The sequence below is a fragment of the Pseudomonas migulae NBRC 103157 genome, assembly GCF_002091715.1.
GTDB classification, from domain to species: Bacteria; Pseudomonadota; Gammaproteobacteria; order Pseudomonadales; family Pseudomonadaceae; genus Aquipseudomonas; species Aquipseudomonas migulae_A.
The window spans coordinates 111768-128396 of sequence record NZ_BDAG01000009.1; the positions used below are offsets into that span (position 1 = coordinate 111768).

Below are 16629 nucleotides of genomic sequence, written 5' to 3' on the forward strand. Positions count from 1 at the left end.
ATTACAGTTTGTCCAATGTCACTCCGCCCCTGATCCCCCGTGCGCCGACTGTCGCGCCTGGCGCCCCCCTGCGCGGAACCTTAAAGGGTGCGCTGGCGACACTCGTGCTGTTGCTGCTCGCCCTGCTGTTCTGGCAACTGCTGGATCAGCTGCATGAAACCCAGAAAAACCAGCGTCAGTACACCATCGACTACACCGCCGATCTGGCCGCGCAAGTCAGTCTGAACATGTCGCTCAACGCGCAGATCGCCCTCAACCTGCTACCGATCGTCGAACAGCCACAAACCGCCGACGAACAGCAGGAGTTGCTTCGCAAACTGCAAAAATCCCTGCCCGACCTGCTCAGCCTCGCGTTGTTGAGTCCCTCCGGCAAAATCCTCACGGACAGCGCCGCCGACAGCGAGGACGCCGACTACCTCTCCGAGCTGGTCCGTCACAGCCGACGCCAGGCCCACTATTTCAGCAACGCCGATAACGGCTCGATGGTGCACCTGCTGCTGCATCAGGCCAGCGGCAGCACTCGTGGCTACTGGGCCCTGCGCCTGAAACCGACCTTTTTCTCGTCACTGACCAAACAGAACGAAACCGGAATCCGCCCACTGTGGCTGGTGGAAAACCGTTTCAATCACCAGGTCATCAGCCGCGATGAATCGCAGCCCCTGGCCAAGCCGGGCGAACTGACCGAAGACGATGTGGCCAACAGCGTGCTGACGGTTCCGCTGAGCAGCAGCGACTGGCAATTGCGCGGTTTGTTCGACCGCAAGCGCGTGATTGAAGAACTGTTGCCGGCGTTCATCGGCAAATGCCTGTTGGGACTGGCGCTCTCCCTGCTGCCGCTGATTGCCCTGCTGAACATGCGCCGCCGTCAGCGCCAGGTGACTGAAGGTCGTCGACGCTACAAGGATATTTTCGAAGGTACCGGCGTGGCGCTGTGTGTCCTGGACGTGTCGGGACTCAAGCCTGCGCTCGACAAAGCCCGGTTGCACAACAGCGAACAACTGCGCGGCTGGCTGGAATCAGCGGAACAACGGCATCAATTGCTGCAGGAACTGCGCATCACCGAGGTCAACCAGGTTGCCCTGCAACTGCTCAACGTCAACACCTGCGAACACGCCTGGAAATTGCTGATCGAGGGCAACCCGCTGGAAGGCACCGCCATCGGCAATCAAGTGCTCGACGCGATGATCAACCAGCAGAAACAGCTTGAGCTGGAGATAAAACTCCCGGACGCCACTGGCCGTGACCAGCACCTGTGGCTGGTGCTGCGCCTGCCGGAAAACCAGGACGACTATAAAGCGGTGATCCTGAGCATCAGCGACATCACCAGCCGCAAACTCATCGAACTGTCGCTGCTCGAGCGTGAAGGCTTCTGGTCCGATGTGGTGCGCACGGTGCCGGATCACCTCTACGTGCAGGACGTGATCAGCCAGCGCATGATCTTCAGCAACCACCACCTGGGCCAGACACTCGGCTACAACCGCACCGAGCTGCACCAGATGGGCGAGTACTTCTGGGAAATCCTTCTGCACCCCGAAGATGCCGACCACTACCATCGTTCACGCCAGACCCAGCGTCACGCGGGCTACACCCAATTGCTGCAATGCCAGCTGCGCTTCCGTCACCGGGACGGCAACTGGCGGCGCTTCGACATTCGTGAGCAGGCGCTGGCGCGGGACAAGCATGACCAGGTCACGCGGATCATCGGTGTGGCCAAGGACATCACCGAACAGATCGAGGCCAGCGAGTCGCTGCGCGACAGCGAGCAGCGTTACCGGATGCTCGCCGAAAGCATCAGCGACGTGATCTTCTCCACCGACAGCAGGCTCTCGCTCAACTACGTCAGCCCGTCGGTGCAGGCCGTGCTGGGTTACGACACCGACTGGATCTTCCAGAACGGCTGGCAGACGACCATTGCCAACCCTCAGCAATTGTCCGGCATTTACAGCCTGATGGACCGCGTCAGCAAAGCGCTGGATAAACCCGACCAACTGGCGCTGCTGCGCAGTCAGGTGCAAACCCAGCTGTTCCTGTTCGATTGCCTGCGGGCCGACGGGCGCAAGATTCCGATCGAGCTGCGTCTGGTGCTGGTCTGGGATGAACACGGCGCCTTCGAAGGCGTGCTCGGTGTCGGTCGCGACATCAGCCAGCAGCGCCGCGCCGAAAAAGACCTGCGCATGGCGGCCACGGTATTCGAACACTCGACCTCGGCGATCCTGATCACCGACCCGGCGGGCTACATCGTCCAGGCCAACGAAGCGTTCAGTCGCGTGAGCGGTTATGCGGTGGAGCAAGTGCTCGACCAGTTGCCGAACATGCTGACCGTCGACGAGCAGCAGGAAGCGCATCTGCGCTATGTGCTCAAGCAACTGAATCAGCACAGCACCTGGGAAGGCGAAGTCTGGCTCAAGCGCCGCAATGGCGAGCATTACCCGGCGTGGGTCGGCATCACGGCGGTGCTCGACGACGAAGGCGACCTGGCCAGTTACGTGTGCTTCTTCAGCGACATCAGCGAGCGCAAAGCCAGCGAACAACGGATTCACCGTCTCGCCTATTACGACGCCCTGACTCACTTGCCCAACCGCACGCTGTTCCAGGATCGCCTGCACACCGCGCTGCAATCGGCGGAACGGCAGAAGTCCTGGGTGGTGCTGATGTTCCTCGACCTGGACCGTTTCAAACCGATCAACGACTCCCTGGGGCACGCTGCCGGCGATCGCATGCTCAAGGAAATGGCCACGCGCCTGCTCGGTTGCGTCGATGACGACGACACCGTGGCACGCATGGGCGGCGACGAATTCACCTTGCTACTGCAACCGCGCATCAACCGGGAAATCGCTCTGAACCGGGCGATTCACGTGGCGGAGCAGATCCTCGCCAGCCTGGTGAAACCGTTCGTGCTCGAAGGCCGCGAGTTTTTCGTCACCGCCAGTATCGGCATCGCCCTGAGTCCGCAGGACGGTAACGAACTCAGTCAGTTGATGAAGAACGCCGACACCGCGATGTACCACGCCAAGGAGCGCGGCAAGAACAACTTCCAGTTCTATCAGGCGGACATGAACGCCAGCGCCCTGGAGCGCCTGGAGCTGGAAAGCGACTTGCGCCACGCCCTGGAGCAAAACGAATTCGTTCTGTACTACCAGCCGCAATTCAGCGGCGACGGCAAACGCCTGACCGGCACCGAAGCCTTGCTGCGCTGGCGTCATCCGCGCCGTGGCCTGGTACCGCCAGGGGATTTCATTCCGGTGCTCGAAGAGCTGGGTCTCGTGGTGGACGTCGGCGACTGGGTGATCAGCGAGGCGTGCCGTCAGCTCAAGACCTGGCATCAGGCCAAGGTGCGGGTGCCGAAGGTGTCGGTGAACATTTCCGCACGACAGTTCTCCGACGGCCAGCTCGGCACGCGGATCGCCACCATCCTCAAGGAAACCGGCCTGCCGCCGGCATGCCTTGAGCTGGAACTGACCGAAAGTATCCTGATGCGCGAAGTCAGCGAGGCGATGCAGATTCTGGCCGGGCTGAAGAACCTCGGGCTGAGTATTGCGGTCGACGACTTCGGCACCGGTTATTCGTCGCTCAACTACCTCAAGCAGTTCCCGATCGACGTGCTGAAAATCGACCGGACCTTTGTCGACGGATTGCCGTCAGGCGAGCAGGATGCGCAGATTGCCCGAGCGATCATCGCCATGGCGCACAGCCTCAATCTGGCGGTGATTGCTGAAGGCGTGGAAACCCATGAGCAGCTCGACTTCCTGCGTGAGCATGGTTGCGATGAGGTTCAGGGGTATCTGTTCGGGCGTCCGATGCCGGCGGGGCGATTTGAAGCGCAGTTCAGTAATGATGCGTTGTTCATGTTCGACTGAAATTTGTAGTGCTGCAGATGGCCCCTTCGCGGGCAAGCCCGCTCCCACAGGGGATCGCATTCCAACTGTAGGAGCCGGCTTGCTGGCGATGAGGCCTGCACAATCACCGCCAATCCCTGCATGAACACCACTTGTCTGCGACATGATGTCCTTTCATATGCCATCTAAAACCCATTGGGTTAGAATGCCCCCCTTTTCTGCCCCCGATCCTTGAGGACCGCCATGTTCAGCCGTGATTTGACTATTGCCAAGTACGACGCCGATCTCTTTGCCGCCATGGAGCAAGAAGCTCAGCGCCAGGAAGAGCACATTGAGCTGATCGCTTCGGAAAACTACACCAGCCCTGCGGTGATGGAAGCTCAAGGCTCGGTACTGACCAACAAATACGCCGAAGGCTACCCGGGCAAGCGCTACTACGGTGGTTGCGAGTTCGTCGATATCGTTGAGCAACTGGCCATCGACCGCGCCAAAGAACTGTTCGGCGCCGATTACGCCAACGTTCAGCCGCACGCCGGCTCACAAGCCAACAGCGCCGTTTACCTGGCCCTGCTGCAAGCGGGCGACACCATCCTGGGCATGAGCCTGGCTCACGGTGGTCACCTGACCCACGGTGCCAGCGTTTCCTCCTCCGGCAAGCTGTACAACGCCATTCAGTACGGCATCGACGGAAATGGCCTGATCGACTACGACGAAGTCGAGCGCCTGGCCGTTGAGCACAAGCCGAAAATGATCGTGGCCGGTTTCTCTGCCTACTCGCAGATCCTGGATTTCCCGCGCTTCCGCGAAATCGCTGACAAGGTTGGCGCCTACCTGTTCGTCGACATGGCCCACGTGGCCGGTCTGGTCGCCGCTGGCGTCTACCCGAACCCGGTACCATTCGCTGACGTCGTGACCACCACCACTCACAAGACCCTGCGCGGTCCACGTGGCGGTTTGATCCTGGCTCGCGCCAACGCCGACATCGAGAAGAAGCTGAACTCCGCGGTATTCCCGGGCGCCCAGGGTGGCCCGCTGGAGCACGTGATCGCTGCTAAAGCGATCTGCTTCAAGGAAGCGCTGCAGCCTGAGTTCAAGGCTTACCAGCAACAAGTAGTGAAAAACGCCCAGGCCATGGCCAGCGTATTCATCGAGCGCGGTTTCGACGTGGTTTCCGGCGGTACTGAAAACCACCTGTTCCTGCTGTCGCTGATCAAGCAGGAAATCTCCGGTAAAGACGCCGACGCCGCTCTGGGCAAAGCATTCATCACCGTGAACAAGAACTCCGTGCCAAACGATCCACGCTCCCCGTTCGTCACCTCCGGCCTGCGCTTCGGCACTCCGGCTGTGACCACTCGCGGCTTCAAGGAAGCAGAGTGCAAAGAGCTGGCCGGCTGGATCTGCGACATCCTGGCTGATCTGAACAACGAAGCGGTGATCGACGCCGTTCGTGAGAAGGTCAAAGCCATCTGCAAGAAGCTGCCGGTGTACGGTGCTTAAACAGCCCTGTTAAACCGCAGTTAAAAAAAACCGGCACGTGTGCCGGTTTTTTTTCGTCTACCAGAAATACATCGCCCTCCATTAAACGTCAGACCTTATAGACAGTTATCGCCTATATAAACCTTGAAACAACAACACAGCACTTAACCAACAATTTACCTGCTAGTGTATTTAAACGAAAGCCGTAAAACTTACAACACTTGCAACCCCCTGAGCCACTTTTCCAGCTCAAGGACAACAGACCCTATAAATATTTATTACATTACATGGAAGTAAAACAGACAATGAGCAACCCAGATCCGCAACAATCGTTCACCGCGACACTCAAAATCAACGACAAAGCTGTATCGACAGCACAAAAGATACTGCAAAAAAAGATAGACGACCCGCGAACCAGCGAAGAACTACGTCAGCTCCACCAGGAAGAGCTCAAAAACACGCACAACCTCATTACATTCAGCGATTATTCGATGAATCCCGAGGAGTCGTTTTTCTTTGCTTATATCAATGGTGTCTACATCATCAAGATTAAAGGCAGGGATGGAAACTACAGAGACACATTAAGTATGGAAGGATCGCTGCGTAACTGGACTGTACATGACGGCGGGGCGCCTACTTTTTTCCGTCTCAAGAACGCTAACGGCAAAAGCCTTAAAATGACTGACCTGTCAGAATCAAATGAACATGAGTTTTTACTGTATAGCGGTCCTCAGGAGCGGCCTGTTTGCACTTACGGCGATGAGCCAGGCTTGCAAGTAATTACTGACTATCCCAACCGGGGCGGAGAACTTGCGACCTTCAAGATCAACATCACTACACGATACACTCCCAATGGCCATTGATCGTATCCAGCCGGACTCCGTTGTTTATGATCAGTAGCGGTTTAATCGCAGACCGCGACTGAATCAATCCATAAGACAGCAAAAAAAACCGACCAATGATGGCCGGTTTTTTTGCAGTACCTGCGCAGGTCAGTCAGTCGATCGCGCGAAGTCGAGCGCTAACACATCCGGCAAACCGGCATCCACGGCGTGCAACAGAGCCTGACCGACGCCCGTGATCCCGAGCATCATGCCCAGGTCGGGAATGGTGTGTTCATCCAGAAAATCTTCATTGAAGAAATTATGAGCCACTTGGGAGAGCGCACACTTTACCTTTGCGATGCCCTGCTCATTGTTTGTGTCGCGATAGAACTTCAGCAAGCACATCAAATTGCCGAAATCACCATGACACAGGCTGTACCCGGAACCGAGGCTTTGCTCCCAGAGATGGCGTTCGCATCGCTCGGCATCCTGCTCGAGTTCAGCGTGGGTGGCGGCGCCCAGCGCTTCACTCATCGTCTGCGTCAACCCGCTTCGGGAAAGGAGAATACCGCCGTCGCCATGGCACCACTTTGTCGCGCACGCAGACTGTGCGTTTTCCCTCAGATCAAGCCAGAAACCATCGACCGTGAGGCGGTTTTCTGCCTGCAACCACTGGGTGATCAACTCTGCGAGCAACGGATCTTTCGTGACGTTCCAAGCCTTGCCCATTGCCTGCAATACCCCGGAAATACCATGAGAAAAGCCCGTCCACAGCGGTTTACCCGTTGAGTGGAGCCGCAATGTTCCGTTGTCCAGTGTCAGTGCCGATTGAATGGCATGCGAGAGCTTTTCAATCAGGGAGCGCACTCCTTCACGTTCTTCGAGCTGATAGAGATTCACCAGAACGGTCAGGGCGCCACACCAACCTTGAATGAAATCGAATTCATCGCCTACACGCGGAAAGTCCATCAGTTTCAACAACAGTTCTTCGACGGTTGCCTGATAGGTCTTGCGGCCAGTTATCAACTCATAATTGACCAGCACGTAGAGGTAGGATGTCAGACCGAAATACGCACTGACTGCCAGCTTGTTTGGAAAATGCTCTTGGGAGTGATTGATCGTAAGCAGGATTCGCTCGGCCTCATCCCGGTAATGCGTCGCTCCACTGACCCGGAACAGACTCAGGTAGAAAATCGCCAGCCCCCCCATTCCGTTGTACAAACTATTGCCCATGTACGTTATGAAATTGCGTCTGGTGTGTGGATGCGTATCCATGAACGCCCAGCCAACATCGCCGTCCTCGCCTTCTATTCGGCATTTTTCAATGATTTCGGCAATGCGCATGGCGCCGTCGAGGTACTGCGCGCGGCCAAGATCGGGCACAGCTACAAGATGATGGCTTCGATTAAGTGGTTCGCTGGCGCCGGGCAACAGACACGCCTGCAGTATCTGAATCTGGAACGCCTTGTCTTTGGGCGACAGCATTTCCAACTTGCGCCGGCAACTCTCAAAGGGGCGTTCAATCGGCAAAAGAGCAACGGTCTGTCCGTGGGCGTTGAGCAAATGGTCAGACAGCAAGGATTGAGTGAAACAAGGAAAATTGGCCTTCTTCAGCTCATTGATCTCGTGCCTGGGAATGTCGTATTCATTAAGCGTATCGCCGATATCGGACCACAAGGTCGCCAACAGCAAGTCATGCTTCAGCTGACATTGGGTAAACCGGGGGTGAGTCATCATTGCGATAAAGTCAGCGTAGCGCTGGGTACTTTTGATCAGTACCCGGGACTTCAACCCTTGGGCATGCCTTTCCAGTAATTCGAGAATGGCATCTCGACGCTTGACGATTTCATCGTAACCAAGCTCGAAACCGCAGAAAAATGCGTCTCTGTAATCAGTGACCGAACGCGTCTCGCCTGCAAAAACGGGCAGGTGCCGCATCATCGGGCGGTTGTCGACTTCATGCGGCTTCAAGCTATAAAAACCACCCTCAAGCACAAGCATTTTTCTGATGGCGACGAACTGCCGCTGCCGACTCAAGCCACTTTGGTCATTCTCCGAGCGTGCAGAATTAGGCACAAAACCTGTTGTAAACACCGACTGGCTGTTGAGCTTGATGATCTTGAAAAGCGCCCGGCCATGAGGCACATCAACCTTTAAATCAACCATGGCCGGAGTGAACAGGCACTCCAGATCGATCATTACCGGACTGCTGCCACAGGCAATGATATTTTCATAATGGAAGTCAATGCCGTTCAAGGCGTGGATCACTGCCACCTGAGCCCCAAGACGCTGAAAAAAAAGCGGTAAGTCGCTATCCGCTGCACACGGGACGTTTTCTATTTTTTCAATCCAGCAATGATCATCCAAAGAAACCATCAGGGGTGCGTAGACGGCGAAGCAGCTGTTGCCCGTCTGCGTGCGCAATTGCTCGAGCAAAGCACTGTAAAACAACGCTTCACGATTGTTTCTTGGCTTGAAAATCAGTTCATGACTACCAACCCGCACGCAACAGACGGTTTCGCCGTTGGCATGAGCATCTCCTAGCCCCAGGGAGATCGCCCTAACACGCCTGTCGGACAAGGCAAAAGTGCTCTTGAGCTGTTGAAAGTCCTCGGCAAAACAAGTGAGGATTTTGTACAGGTACGCCGACGTATCTTCGATCCGTTCTACCAGCAACCGTGTCAGCACCGGATACGATGCCAGGAAATGTGCCAGCCCCTCGCCTGCCAGTTCCTGATCAAAAGTGTCCAGATCCAGATCAGCGCCGTCAGCTAACCGGCTATTCAGATGATGAACCAGCGATTTCTCTGCCAGACTTTTAACCAGTAAAGTCAAGTGAGAGCGAATGGCAGGCAGAAACACTTCCACATCAATCCATTCACACATGTCTTTGTATCTAAGATCACTTTCAAAAACATGTTCCAACAAATCATACCAACGAGCATAAAATTTGCCGAACACGACTTTTTCGGCATCACTCTTCAGCAGCAATGAAGCAATCTTTTCAACTTGCGCTTCGAACGCGCCAGTCACTGGCGCATCTTTTTTTTTGCCAGAAGACAATGTATCTCGATATTCTTCCAGCAACGTCTTACGATCGACACCAAAGTAACACCGAACAGCTTTATCATCATTGTGTAAAACATCGATCATTTTGCTCAGTGCGTCACATTCTTGCGCCTTTGCTGCGTTCATGATGTTCACTCGACATTCAGAAGACAGGCAAACCTGACTCTTGTTGGGAAACAAGGCGGGCCAGAGCCCGCCTTGAATTATTACGGGAGGCAGCAGCCGAGTGCGGTGCATGACAGGGTCGAGCAACTCAGAGTAGTGTCACAACCTACTTCAGCTGCAACAATAGCGTTACCAGAACTCACATAAGACTGGAAATCCGCACCAAACTCACCGGACAGATCCAAAATTAGCTCTTGCATGTAGTATCTCCTGATAAAATAATTATTCGCCTTAGGTGGCGAAAATCGAAATTACCATCTACTAGCCACAATCATCTCTCTTTAAATGAAACGAAATGCTTACAACCTTCTTACTGACCGAGCCCCCACCACAACCACAATAAACAACTTAGATATCCACCCTCTTAACACCTTGTAAAACTCAGACGCGCTGCCAGCCGTCCAAGCCAATAAAACCTGTCCCTGAATTACTTTCCTGATATTACAAAAACCTGAATTGGTAATCGCTTGGTGCCATAACACCTGGCTCAATCAAAACGTTGGAACGTTCAGCTTAATATCCATTTACAACCTTATGCCCATGAACACTCATCACCGCCCATTTTTGACGCCGACTGTTGACGATATTCCTGTGAGCGTTGCGTCGGTCCTTGGTCACCATCGTTGAAAAACCCAATTCCGCTGGCCAACCACTGGTCAGACCGGTCATGCCAATTTCTCGATTTCCTCTTGTATTCCCAAAAAATCCCAGCGTAGACTGCGCCTGCACTGGACATACCGGTAAGACCACAATAATTAAGTCCTGAATCCGATGCGCCCCGCGCACGGCAGCCAGGACACCGACCAGGATTCCTCCCATGCTCAGATGGTGCTCGCGTTCAATCTTCCTTCAAGTGGTTCTCGGACTGGTGCTCGGCATCGTCTGCGGGCTGACCCTTCCCGAATATTCCGCCCAGCTCAAACCGCTCGGTGACGGCTTCATCAAGCTGATCAAGATGCTCATTGGTCTGATCGTGTTCTGCGTGGTGGTCAGCGGCATCAGCGGTGCCGGCGACCTGAAGAAGGTCGGGCGCATCGGCCTGAAATCGGTGATCTACTTTGAAATCCTGACCACCATCGCCCTGGTGATTGGCCTGGTGTTAGCGTTCACCACCGGCATCGGCAGCGGCGCGAACATTCATCTGGAGCAGCTTTCCGCTGCCGACATGGGCGACATCGCCCAGCGCGGCCAGCACATGCAAACCACCTCCCAGTTCCTGATGAACCTGATACCGACCTCGGTCATCGGCGCCTTCGCGGAGAACAACATTCTGCAAGTGCTGCTGTTTTCAGTGCTGTTCGGCAGTGCACTCAACCTGGTGGGCGAAGCAGCGTCAGGCATTTCCCGACTGATCAATGAACTGAGCCACGTGATCTTCCGCATCATGGGCATGATCGTGCGTCTGGCGCCGATCGGTGTGTTCGGCGCAATTGCCTTCACTACCAGCAAATATGGCCTGGATTCGCTGCAGCACCTGGGCAGCCTGGTCGGCCTGTTTTATCTGACCTGTGTGGCGTTTGTGACATTGATTCTCGGCCTGGTGATGCGCCTTTCGGGCCTGAAGATGTGGCCCTTGCTCAAATACCTGCGCGAAGAATTGCTGATCGTCATGGGCACCGCCTCGTCCGATGCCGTGCTGCCTCAAATCATGCGCAAGCTCGAGCACCTGGGCATTGGCAGTTCGACGGTGGGTCTGGTGATTCCAACCGGGTACTCGTTCAATCTCGACGGTTTTTCGATCTACCTGACCCTTGCCATCGTCTTCATCGCCAATGCCACCGGCACGCCGCTGGCCATGACCGATTTGCTGACGATTCTGCTGGTGTCATTGATCACGTCCAAAGGCGCCCACGGGATTCCCGGCTCGGCGCTGGTGATTCTGGCGGCGACGCTGACCGCGATTCCGGCGATTCCGGTGGTCGGCCTGGTGCTGGTGTTGGCGGTGGACTGGTTCATGGGCATCGGTCGGGCGCTGACCAATTTGATTGGTAACTGCGTCGCCACCGTGGCCATCGCGCGCTGGGAAAAAGACATCGATATCCAACGGGCGAACAAAGTACTTTCCGGTCAGGTCGGTTATACCTTCCAGCCGAGAAAACCGGTTGCCCCGGCGCATCAGCAGGAATTTTAAACAACGTGTGCCTGCCTGCGGGCAGGCACATTTATCGCGACTTGGAGCGAACAGTGATTACCTCGTCAACCGTCGTCAATTCAGTGGTAGAAAAACTCCGGGCCGCCTTGGCCCGTGGCCAGTGGCGCTCCGGCGAGATGTTGCCGGGCCAGCGTGAACTGGCCGAACAACTGGGCATCAGCCGCCCGAGCCTGCGCGAAGCGGTGATCGTGCTGGAAACCCTCGGGCTGGTGCGTTCAATGCCGGGCAAAGGCGTGGTGGTGCTGGACGCCAATCTCAGCGACAGCCAAAGCCACGACAGTGCGGTGGCCGGTGCAAGCCTGGAAGACGTGCTGCAACTGCGCTACACCCTTGAGCCGTTTATCGTCGGTCTGGTTGCGCAGTCCATCAGCAGCAAGGAAGTCGGGCAACTGCGCCTGACCCTCATGGACATGCGCGAAGCCCTGGAGGCCAACGACAGCGAGGCCGGCGTAAACGCCTACATCGCCTTCCACGAAGAGCTGTTTACCCTGACCTCGAACCCGATCTTCCAGAGCGTGGTACAGCAGACGAGCAATGCCCTCAAGCAAAGCGCCGAAGTGCTGCGCAACTCCCCCGAGCATCTGGCTGAGCGTCTGGAAGAGAACGAGGCCGTGGTGCGCGCGATTCGCAGCAAGAACAGCGCCCAGGCCAGTGCCGAAATGCGCCGCCATATCCTTCGCGAAGGAAAGCGGATGGGCATCGAATTGAATATTCCGGACGACAACCTCGGCAGTTGAAACCTATTGAAACCGGAGACAAGCCATGAACAGCTTAGCCTCACCGCACACTCTTGTCGCCCTGCCCTTTTCTCCGCCGGCGGATGATCTCTACTCGCGAGTCTTCGACGCCATTCTCGAGCAACGCATCCATGGGGCCAGCCGTTTCACTGAAGAAAGCCTGGCGCAGATGTTCGGCGTTCGACGCAGTGACATTCGTGGCGTGTTGACGCAACTGTCCCATCAGCAAGTCATCGTGCTGCGCACTCACCATCGCCCCCGCGTCGCCGTGCTCGACAGCGAGCAGATTCGGCAGACGCTGCATGCCCGGCGACTGACTGAGACCACCGTCGTGCGGCTGGCCTGTCAGCAGCCCCATCCTCAGCATCTGAAACACCTGCGCACCTTGATCGATAGCGAGCGCCTGTGCACGGCGCGTGGCGCGGCGACTCGGCTGGCCGGGGAGTTTCATCTGCAGTTGGCTGAAATGGCGGGGAATGTACCGTTGGCGCATTTTTTGGACAGCCTGGTGCCGCTGACTTCGCTGGCGATTGCGCAATTTGATGTGCAGGTGGAGGGTTATTGTGATTGGCAGAATCACGAGAAAATTGTGAATGCGGTGGAGCGCGGGGATGCAGTGACCGCCGAGGATTTGCTCAGTCAGCATTTGGATCAATTGGAGGCAGTTTTACTGAACTCACAACCGATGTCCCGCCAAAATCGTATTGCTGGTTAGATCGTCTTCGCGAGCAAGCCCGCTCCCACATTCGACCGCATTCCCCCTGGAGGAACTCGGTTGAATGTGGGAGCGGGCTTGCTCGCGAAGGCGGCATCGAGCTCGCTGAAGATGTCGGGCCTTACTCCGCTGCCACCCGCGCGAACCCCTCGCGAATCTTGTCTTCCGGCAAATCATCGGCAATAAACACGATCACGCTTTCCCGCGCCTCGCCCTCCGCCCATTCCGTATCCCAATCGAATCCGTACAACTTCAGGACACCCTGAAACACCATGCGCCGCGGTTCGCCAAGGATGTTCAGCACGCCTTTGTAGCGCAGCAGTTGCTTGCCATGATCTTCCAGCAGTTCGTTCATGAACTCGCTGAGCCTGTCGATATCCAGCGGCTTGTCAGTGCGCAGCACCAGGCTGGAAATGCGGTCGATGGAAGGCGCCTTGCTGACCGGGCGCAAACTCACACCGCCACCGAGGTCGGCATTGAGGTTGAAACCACGCACGTCGAGCAATTCGGCCAGGTCGATCTTGCCGTGGTCAACCACGCGGATGGGCGCGCGACGGTTGATCCGGGTCAGGCGTTCGCTTAGCGCGGTGAAAGCAGGCTCTTCCACCAGATCGCGCTTGCTCACCAGCAGGCGGTCGGCAAAACCGATCTGCGCCTGGGCGATGGTTTGGGTCAGATGAGTGTCGGCATGTGCCGCGTCGACCAAGGTGATGATGCCGTCGAGGATGTAACGCTCTCGCAGTTCTTCGTCGATGAAAAAGGTTTGCGCCACAGGGGCCGGATCGGCCAGGCCGGTGCACTCGATCACCAGACGGTCGAAGGCGATTTCGCCGCTGTCCAGGCGTTCGAGCAGCAGGTACAGCGCCTTTGTAAGGTCGGTGTGGATCGTGCAGCAGACACAGCCGTTGGACAGCGTCATCACTTGCACCGGTTCATCACCCAACAGTTGGGTGTCGATGCCGGCGTCGCTGAATTCGTTTTCGATCACGGCGATTTTCAGGCCGTGCTCGGCTTTGAGCAGGTGACGCAACAGCGTGGTCTTGCCAGCGCCAAGGAAGCCGCTGAGGATCGTGACGGGAATGGGAGAGGACAACTGGAGTCTCCTGTTTCACAAAATGAGAAATCAACACAAAACAAATGTGGGAGCGAGCTTGCTCGCGAAGAGGTCGTGTCAGTCGACATTAATGTTGAATGACACACCGCTTTCGCAAGCAAGCCCGCTCCCACAGGGATTGCATCAAGCCGGCTGTTGCATCAACAGCACTTCGGCCCACCCTTGCCACCGTAACGGGCTTCCTGACGTTCCCGGAAGAACATCTCATAGCTCATCACCGGTTTGTCCGGGTGTTTGGTCTGCATGTGCTCGACGTAGTTGTCGTAGTCGGGCATGCCGACCATCAGGCGCGCGGCCTGACCGAGGTATTTACCGAGGCGACTCAGGTCATTGAACATGCTGCATTCCTCGATCAAGCATCCGGCAAGGCCTGGAATGGCGCTTCTTTATCCGTACGCTCTTTTTGACCCCAGGCGGCAATGCCGACCTTGAGCGCGTAGAACAGGATACTGAAGACCACGAACAGGAACAGCGCCGTCAGCGTTGCGTTGGTGTAGGCGTTGAAGATCACGTGTTGCATTTGAGTGATGTCCTTGGCCGGGGCGAGGATCTGACCGTTGGCCAGCGCATCGCTGTATTTTTTGGCCAGCGACAGGAAACCGATGGCCGGGTTGGCGTCGAACAGCTTGATGAAGCCGGCAGTGGTGGTGCAAATCAGCAGCCAGACCGCCGGCAGCATGGTCACCCAGACGTAGCGTTGGCGTTTCATTTTGATCAGCACGACGGTGCCGAGCATCAGCGCGATACCGGCCAGCATCTGGTTGGAGATACCGAACAGCGGCCACAAGGTGTTGATGCCACCCAGCGGATCGATCACGCCCTGATACAGCAACCAGCCCCACATCGCCACACAACCGGCGGTAGCGATCAGGTTGGCGGCCCAGGATTCGGTACGTTTCAGCGCCGGCACGAAGGAGCCGAGCAAGTCCTGGAGCATGAAGCGTCCGGCACGAGTGCCGGCGTCCACCGCGGTCAGGATGAACAGCGCTTCGAACAGGATCGCGAAGTGGTACCAGAACGCCATGGTGTTTTCACCCGGCAGGACACTGTGCAGGATCTGCGCGATACCGACCGCCAGGGTCGGTGCACCACCGGCACGGGCCAGGATGGTGGTTTCACCAATGTCCTTGGCCACCGCTTGCAGCGCTTCCGGGGTAATTGCAAAGCCCCAGCTGCTGACAGTTTGTGCCACAGCCATCACATCACCACCGACGACTGCCGCTGGACTGTTCATGGCGAAATACACACCAGGCTCGATCACCGACGCGGCAACCATCGCCATGATGGCCACGAAGGACTCCATCAACATGGCGCCGTAACCGATGTAACGGGCGTTGACCTCGTTATCCAGCAGTTTCGGCGTGGTGCCGGAGGAGATCAGCGCGTGGAAACCCGAGACCGCGCCACAGGCGATGGTGATGAACAGGAACGGGAACAGACCGCCCTTCCACACCGGGCCGGTGCCATCGACGAACTGGGTCAATGCCGGCATTTTCAGCTCGGGCATGGTGACCAGGATGCCGATCGCCAACGCCACGATGGTGCCGATTTTCAGGAACGTGGAGAGGTAGTCACGCGGTGCCAGAATCAGCCACACCGGCAACGAGGCGGCGACGAAACCGTAACCGACCAGCATCCAGGTAATCTGCACGCCAGTGAAGGTGAAGGCCTTGGCCCAGACCGGATCGGCGGCAATCTGCCCGCCGAGCCAGATCGAGCCCAGCAGCAACAGCACGCCGACGATGGAGATCTCGCCAATGCGGCCCGGGCGGATGTAGCGCATGTAAATGCCCATGAACATCGCGATCGGGATGGTCGCCATCACCGTGAAAATGCCCCATGGGCTTTCGGCCAGGGCTTTGACCACGATCAGCGCCAGCACCGCGAGGATGATGATCATGATCAGGAAGCAGCCAAACAGCGCGATGGTGCCGGGGATGCGGCCCATTTCTTCACGGACCATATCGCCCAGGGAGCGGCCATTGCGGCGGGTGGACATGAACAGGACCATGAAGTCCTGAACCGCACCGGCCAGCACCACGCCCGCAATCAGCCACAGCGTGCCGGGCAGATAACCCATCTGCGCCGCCAGAACCGGACCGACCAACGGCCCCGCGCCAGCGATGGCCGCGAAGTGGTGACCGAACAGGATGTGTTTGTTGGTGGGGACGTAGTCCAGACCATCGTTGTTGAGCACGGCGGGTGTGGCCCGTCGCGAATCGAGTTGCATCACATGGTTAGCGATGAACAGACTGTAGTAGCGGTACGCAACCAGATAAATGGCCACGGCAGCGACCACAATCCACAAGGCATTGATCGCCTCGCCTCGGCGCAATGCCACTACGCCAAGGGCGCACGCTCCTACGATTGCCAGCAGCAGCCAGGGTAGATGGCGTGCCAGGCTATTATTATTTTTCATTTTATGATTCCAGCCAGGGTGGACAAGAAAGACAACCACCCCGAGTTTAGCTCTCCTGACGGCAAAGGCCATACCCCGACATTGGTCGAGACGCTTGCACTGGCTGGCAGGCTTAGACAATG

Annotated in this window: 11 protein-coding genes; 6 read left to right on the top strand and 5 right to left on the bottom strand. The window is 56.9% G+C overall.

All coding sequences use genetic code 11. The features are described from left to right. The first annotated feature begins 8 nt into the window (after positions 1 to 8). From PMI01S_RS09525 to PMI01S_RS09535, 3 genes are all read left to right on the top strand, one after another. Complete coding sequence (locus tag PMI01S_RS09525; protein WP_084319523.1) at positions 9 to 3857, top strand: bifunctional diguanylate cyclase/phosphodiesterase; 3849 nt, start codon at positions 9 to 11, stop codon at positions 3855 to 3857. A gap of 222 nt (positions 3858 to 4079) precedes the next feature. Continuing rightward, positions 4080 to 5333: a serine hydroxymethyltransferase gene (glyA, locus tag PMI01S_RS09530; protein WP_084319525.1), complete on the top strand. Its 1254-nt coding sequence runs from the start codon at positions 4080 to 4082 to the stop codon at positions 5331 to 5333. Positions 5334 to 5617: 284 nt separating this feature from the next. Further along, complete coding sequence (locus tag PMI01S_RS09535; RefSeq protein ID WP_139273122.1) at positions 5618 to 6175, top strand: hypothetical protein; 558 nt, start codon at positions 5618 to 5620, stop codon at positions 6173 to 6175. Between the two features lie 129 nt (positions 6176 to 6304). Here PMI01S_RS09535 and lanM read toward each other — a convergent pair whose 3' ends face one another. Both lanM and PMI01S_RS09545 read right to left on the bottom strand, forming a co-directional pair. Beyond that, entirely contained in the window at positions 6305 to 9331 is a 3027-nt protein-coding gene (gene lanM / locus PMI01S_RS09540; RefSeq protein ID WP_159439545.1) for a type 2 lanthipeptide synthetase LanM, read from the bottom strand. A gap of 552 nt (positions 9332 to 9883) precedes the next feature. Next, complete coding sequence (locus PMI01S_RS09545) at positions 9884 to 10189, bottom strand: hypothetical protein (protein ID WP_084319531.1); 306 nt, start codon at positions 10187 to 10189, stop codon at positions 9884 to 9886. On the opposite strand from PMI01S_RS09545, the gene PMI01S_RS09550 reads away from it, so the two are divergent. From PMI01S_RS09550 to PMI01S_RS09560, 3 genes are read left to right on the top strand one after another with little or no spacing between them, the layout of a single operon-like run. Beyond that, complete coding sequence (locus PMI01S_RS09550; protein WP_084319533.1) at positions 10188 to 11501, top strand: C4-dicarboxylate transporter DctA; 1314 nt, start codon at positions 10188 to 10190, stop codon at positions 11499 to 11501. The two genes, PMI01S_RS09545 and PMI01S_RS09550, sit on opposite strands and share 2 nt — an antisense overlap. 53 nt (positions 11502 to 11554) lie before the next feature. Further along, positions 11555 to 12259, top strand: a complete 705-nt coding sequence (locus PMI01S_RS09555; protein WP_084319536.1) for a FadR/GntR family transcriptional regulator — start codon at positions 11555 to 11557, stop codon at positions 12257 to 12259. A 25-nt stretch (positions 12260 to 12284) separates the two neighbouring features. Beyond that, positions 12285 to 12974, top strand: a complete 690-nt coding sequence (locus tag PMI01S_RS09560) for a GntR family transcriptional regulator (protein ID WP_084319537.1) — start codon at positions 12285 to 12287, stop codon at positions 12972 to 12974. 121 nt (positions 12975 to 13095) lie between these two features. On the opposite strand, the gene yjiA is transcribed toward PMI01S_RS09560, so the two are convergent. The 3 genes from yjiA to PMI01S_RS09575 form a co-directional block, all read right to left on the bottom strand. Continuing rightward, positions 13096 to 14067, bottom strand: coding sequence for a GTPase (gene yjiA, locus PMI01S_RS09565; RefSeq protein ID WP_084319539.1), 972 nt, complete (start codon positions 14065 to 14067; stop codon positions 13096 to 13098). A gap of 161 nt (positions 14068 to 14228) precedes the next feature. After that, a complete protein-coding gene (locus tag PMI01S_RS09570) occupies positions 14229 to 14426 on the bottom strand; it encodes a YbdD/YjiX family protein (RefSeq protein WP_007895266.1) in 198 nt (65 codons plus the stop codon). A 14-nt stretch (positions 14427 to 14440) separates the two neighbouring features. Beyond that, positions 14441 to 16507, bottom strand: a complete 2067-nt coding sequence (locus PMI01S_RS09575; RefSeq protein WP_084319541.1) for a carbon starvation CstA family protein — start codon at positions 16505 to 16507, stop codon at positions 14441 to 14443. Between the last annotated feature and the right edge of the window lie 122 nt (positions 16508 to 16629).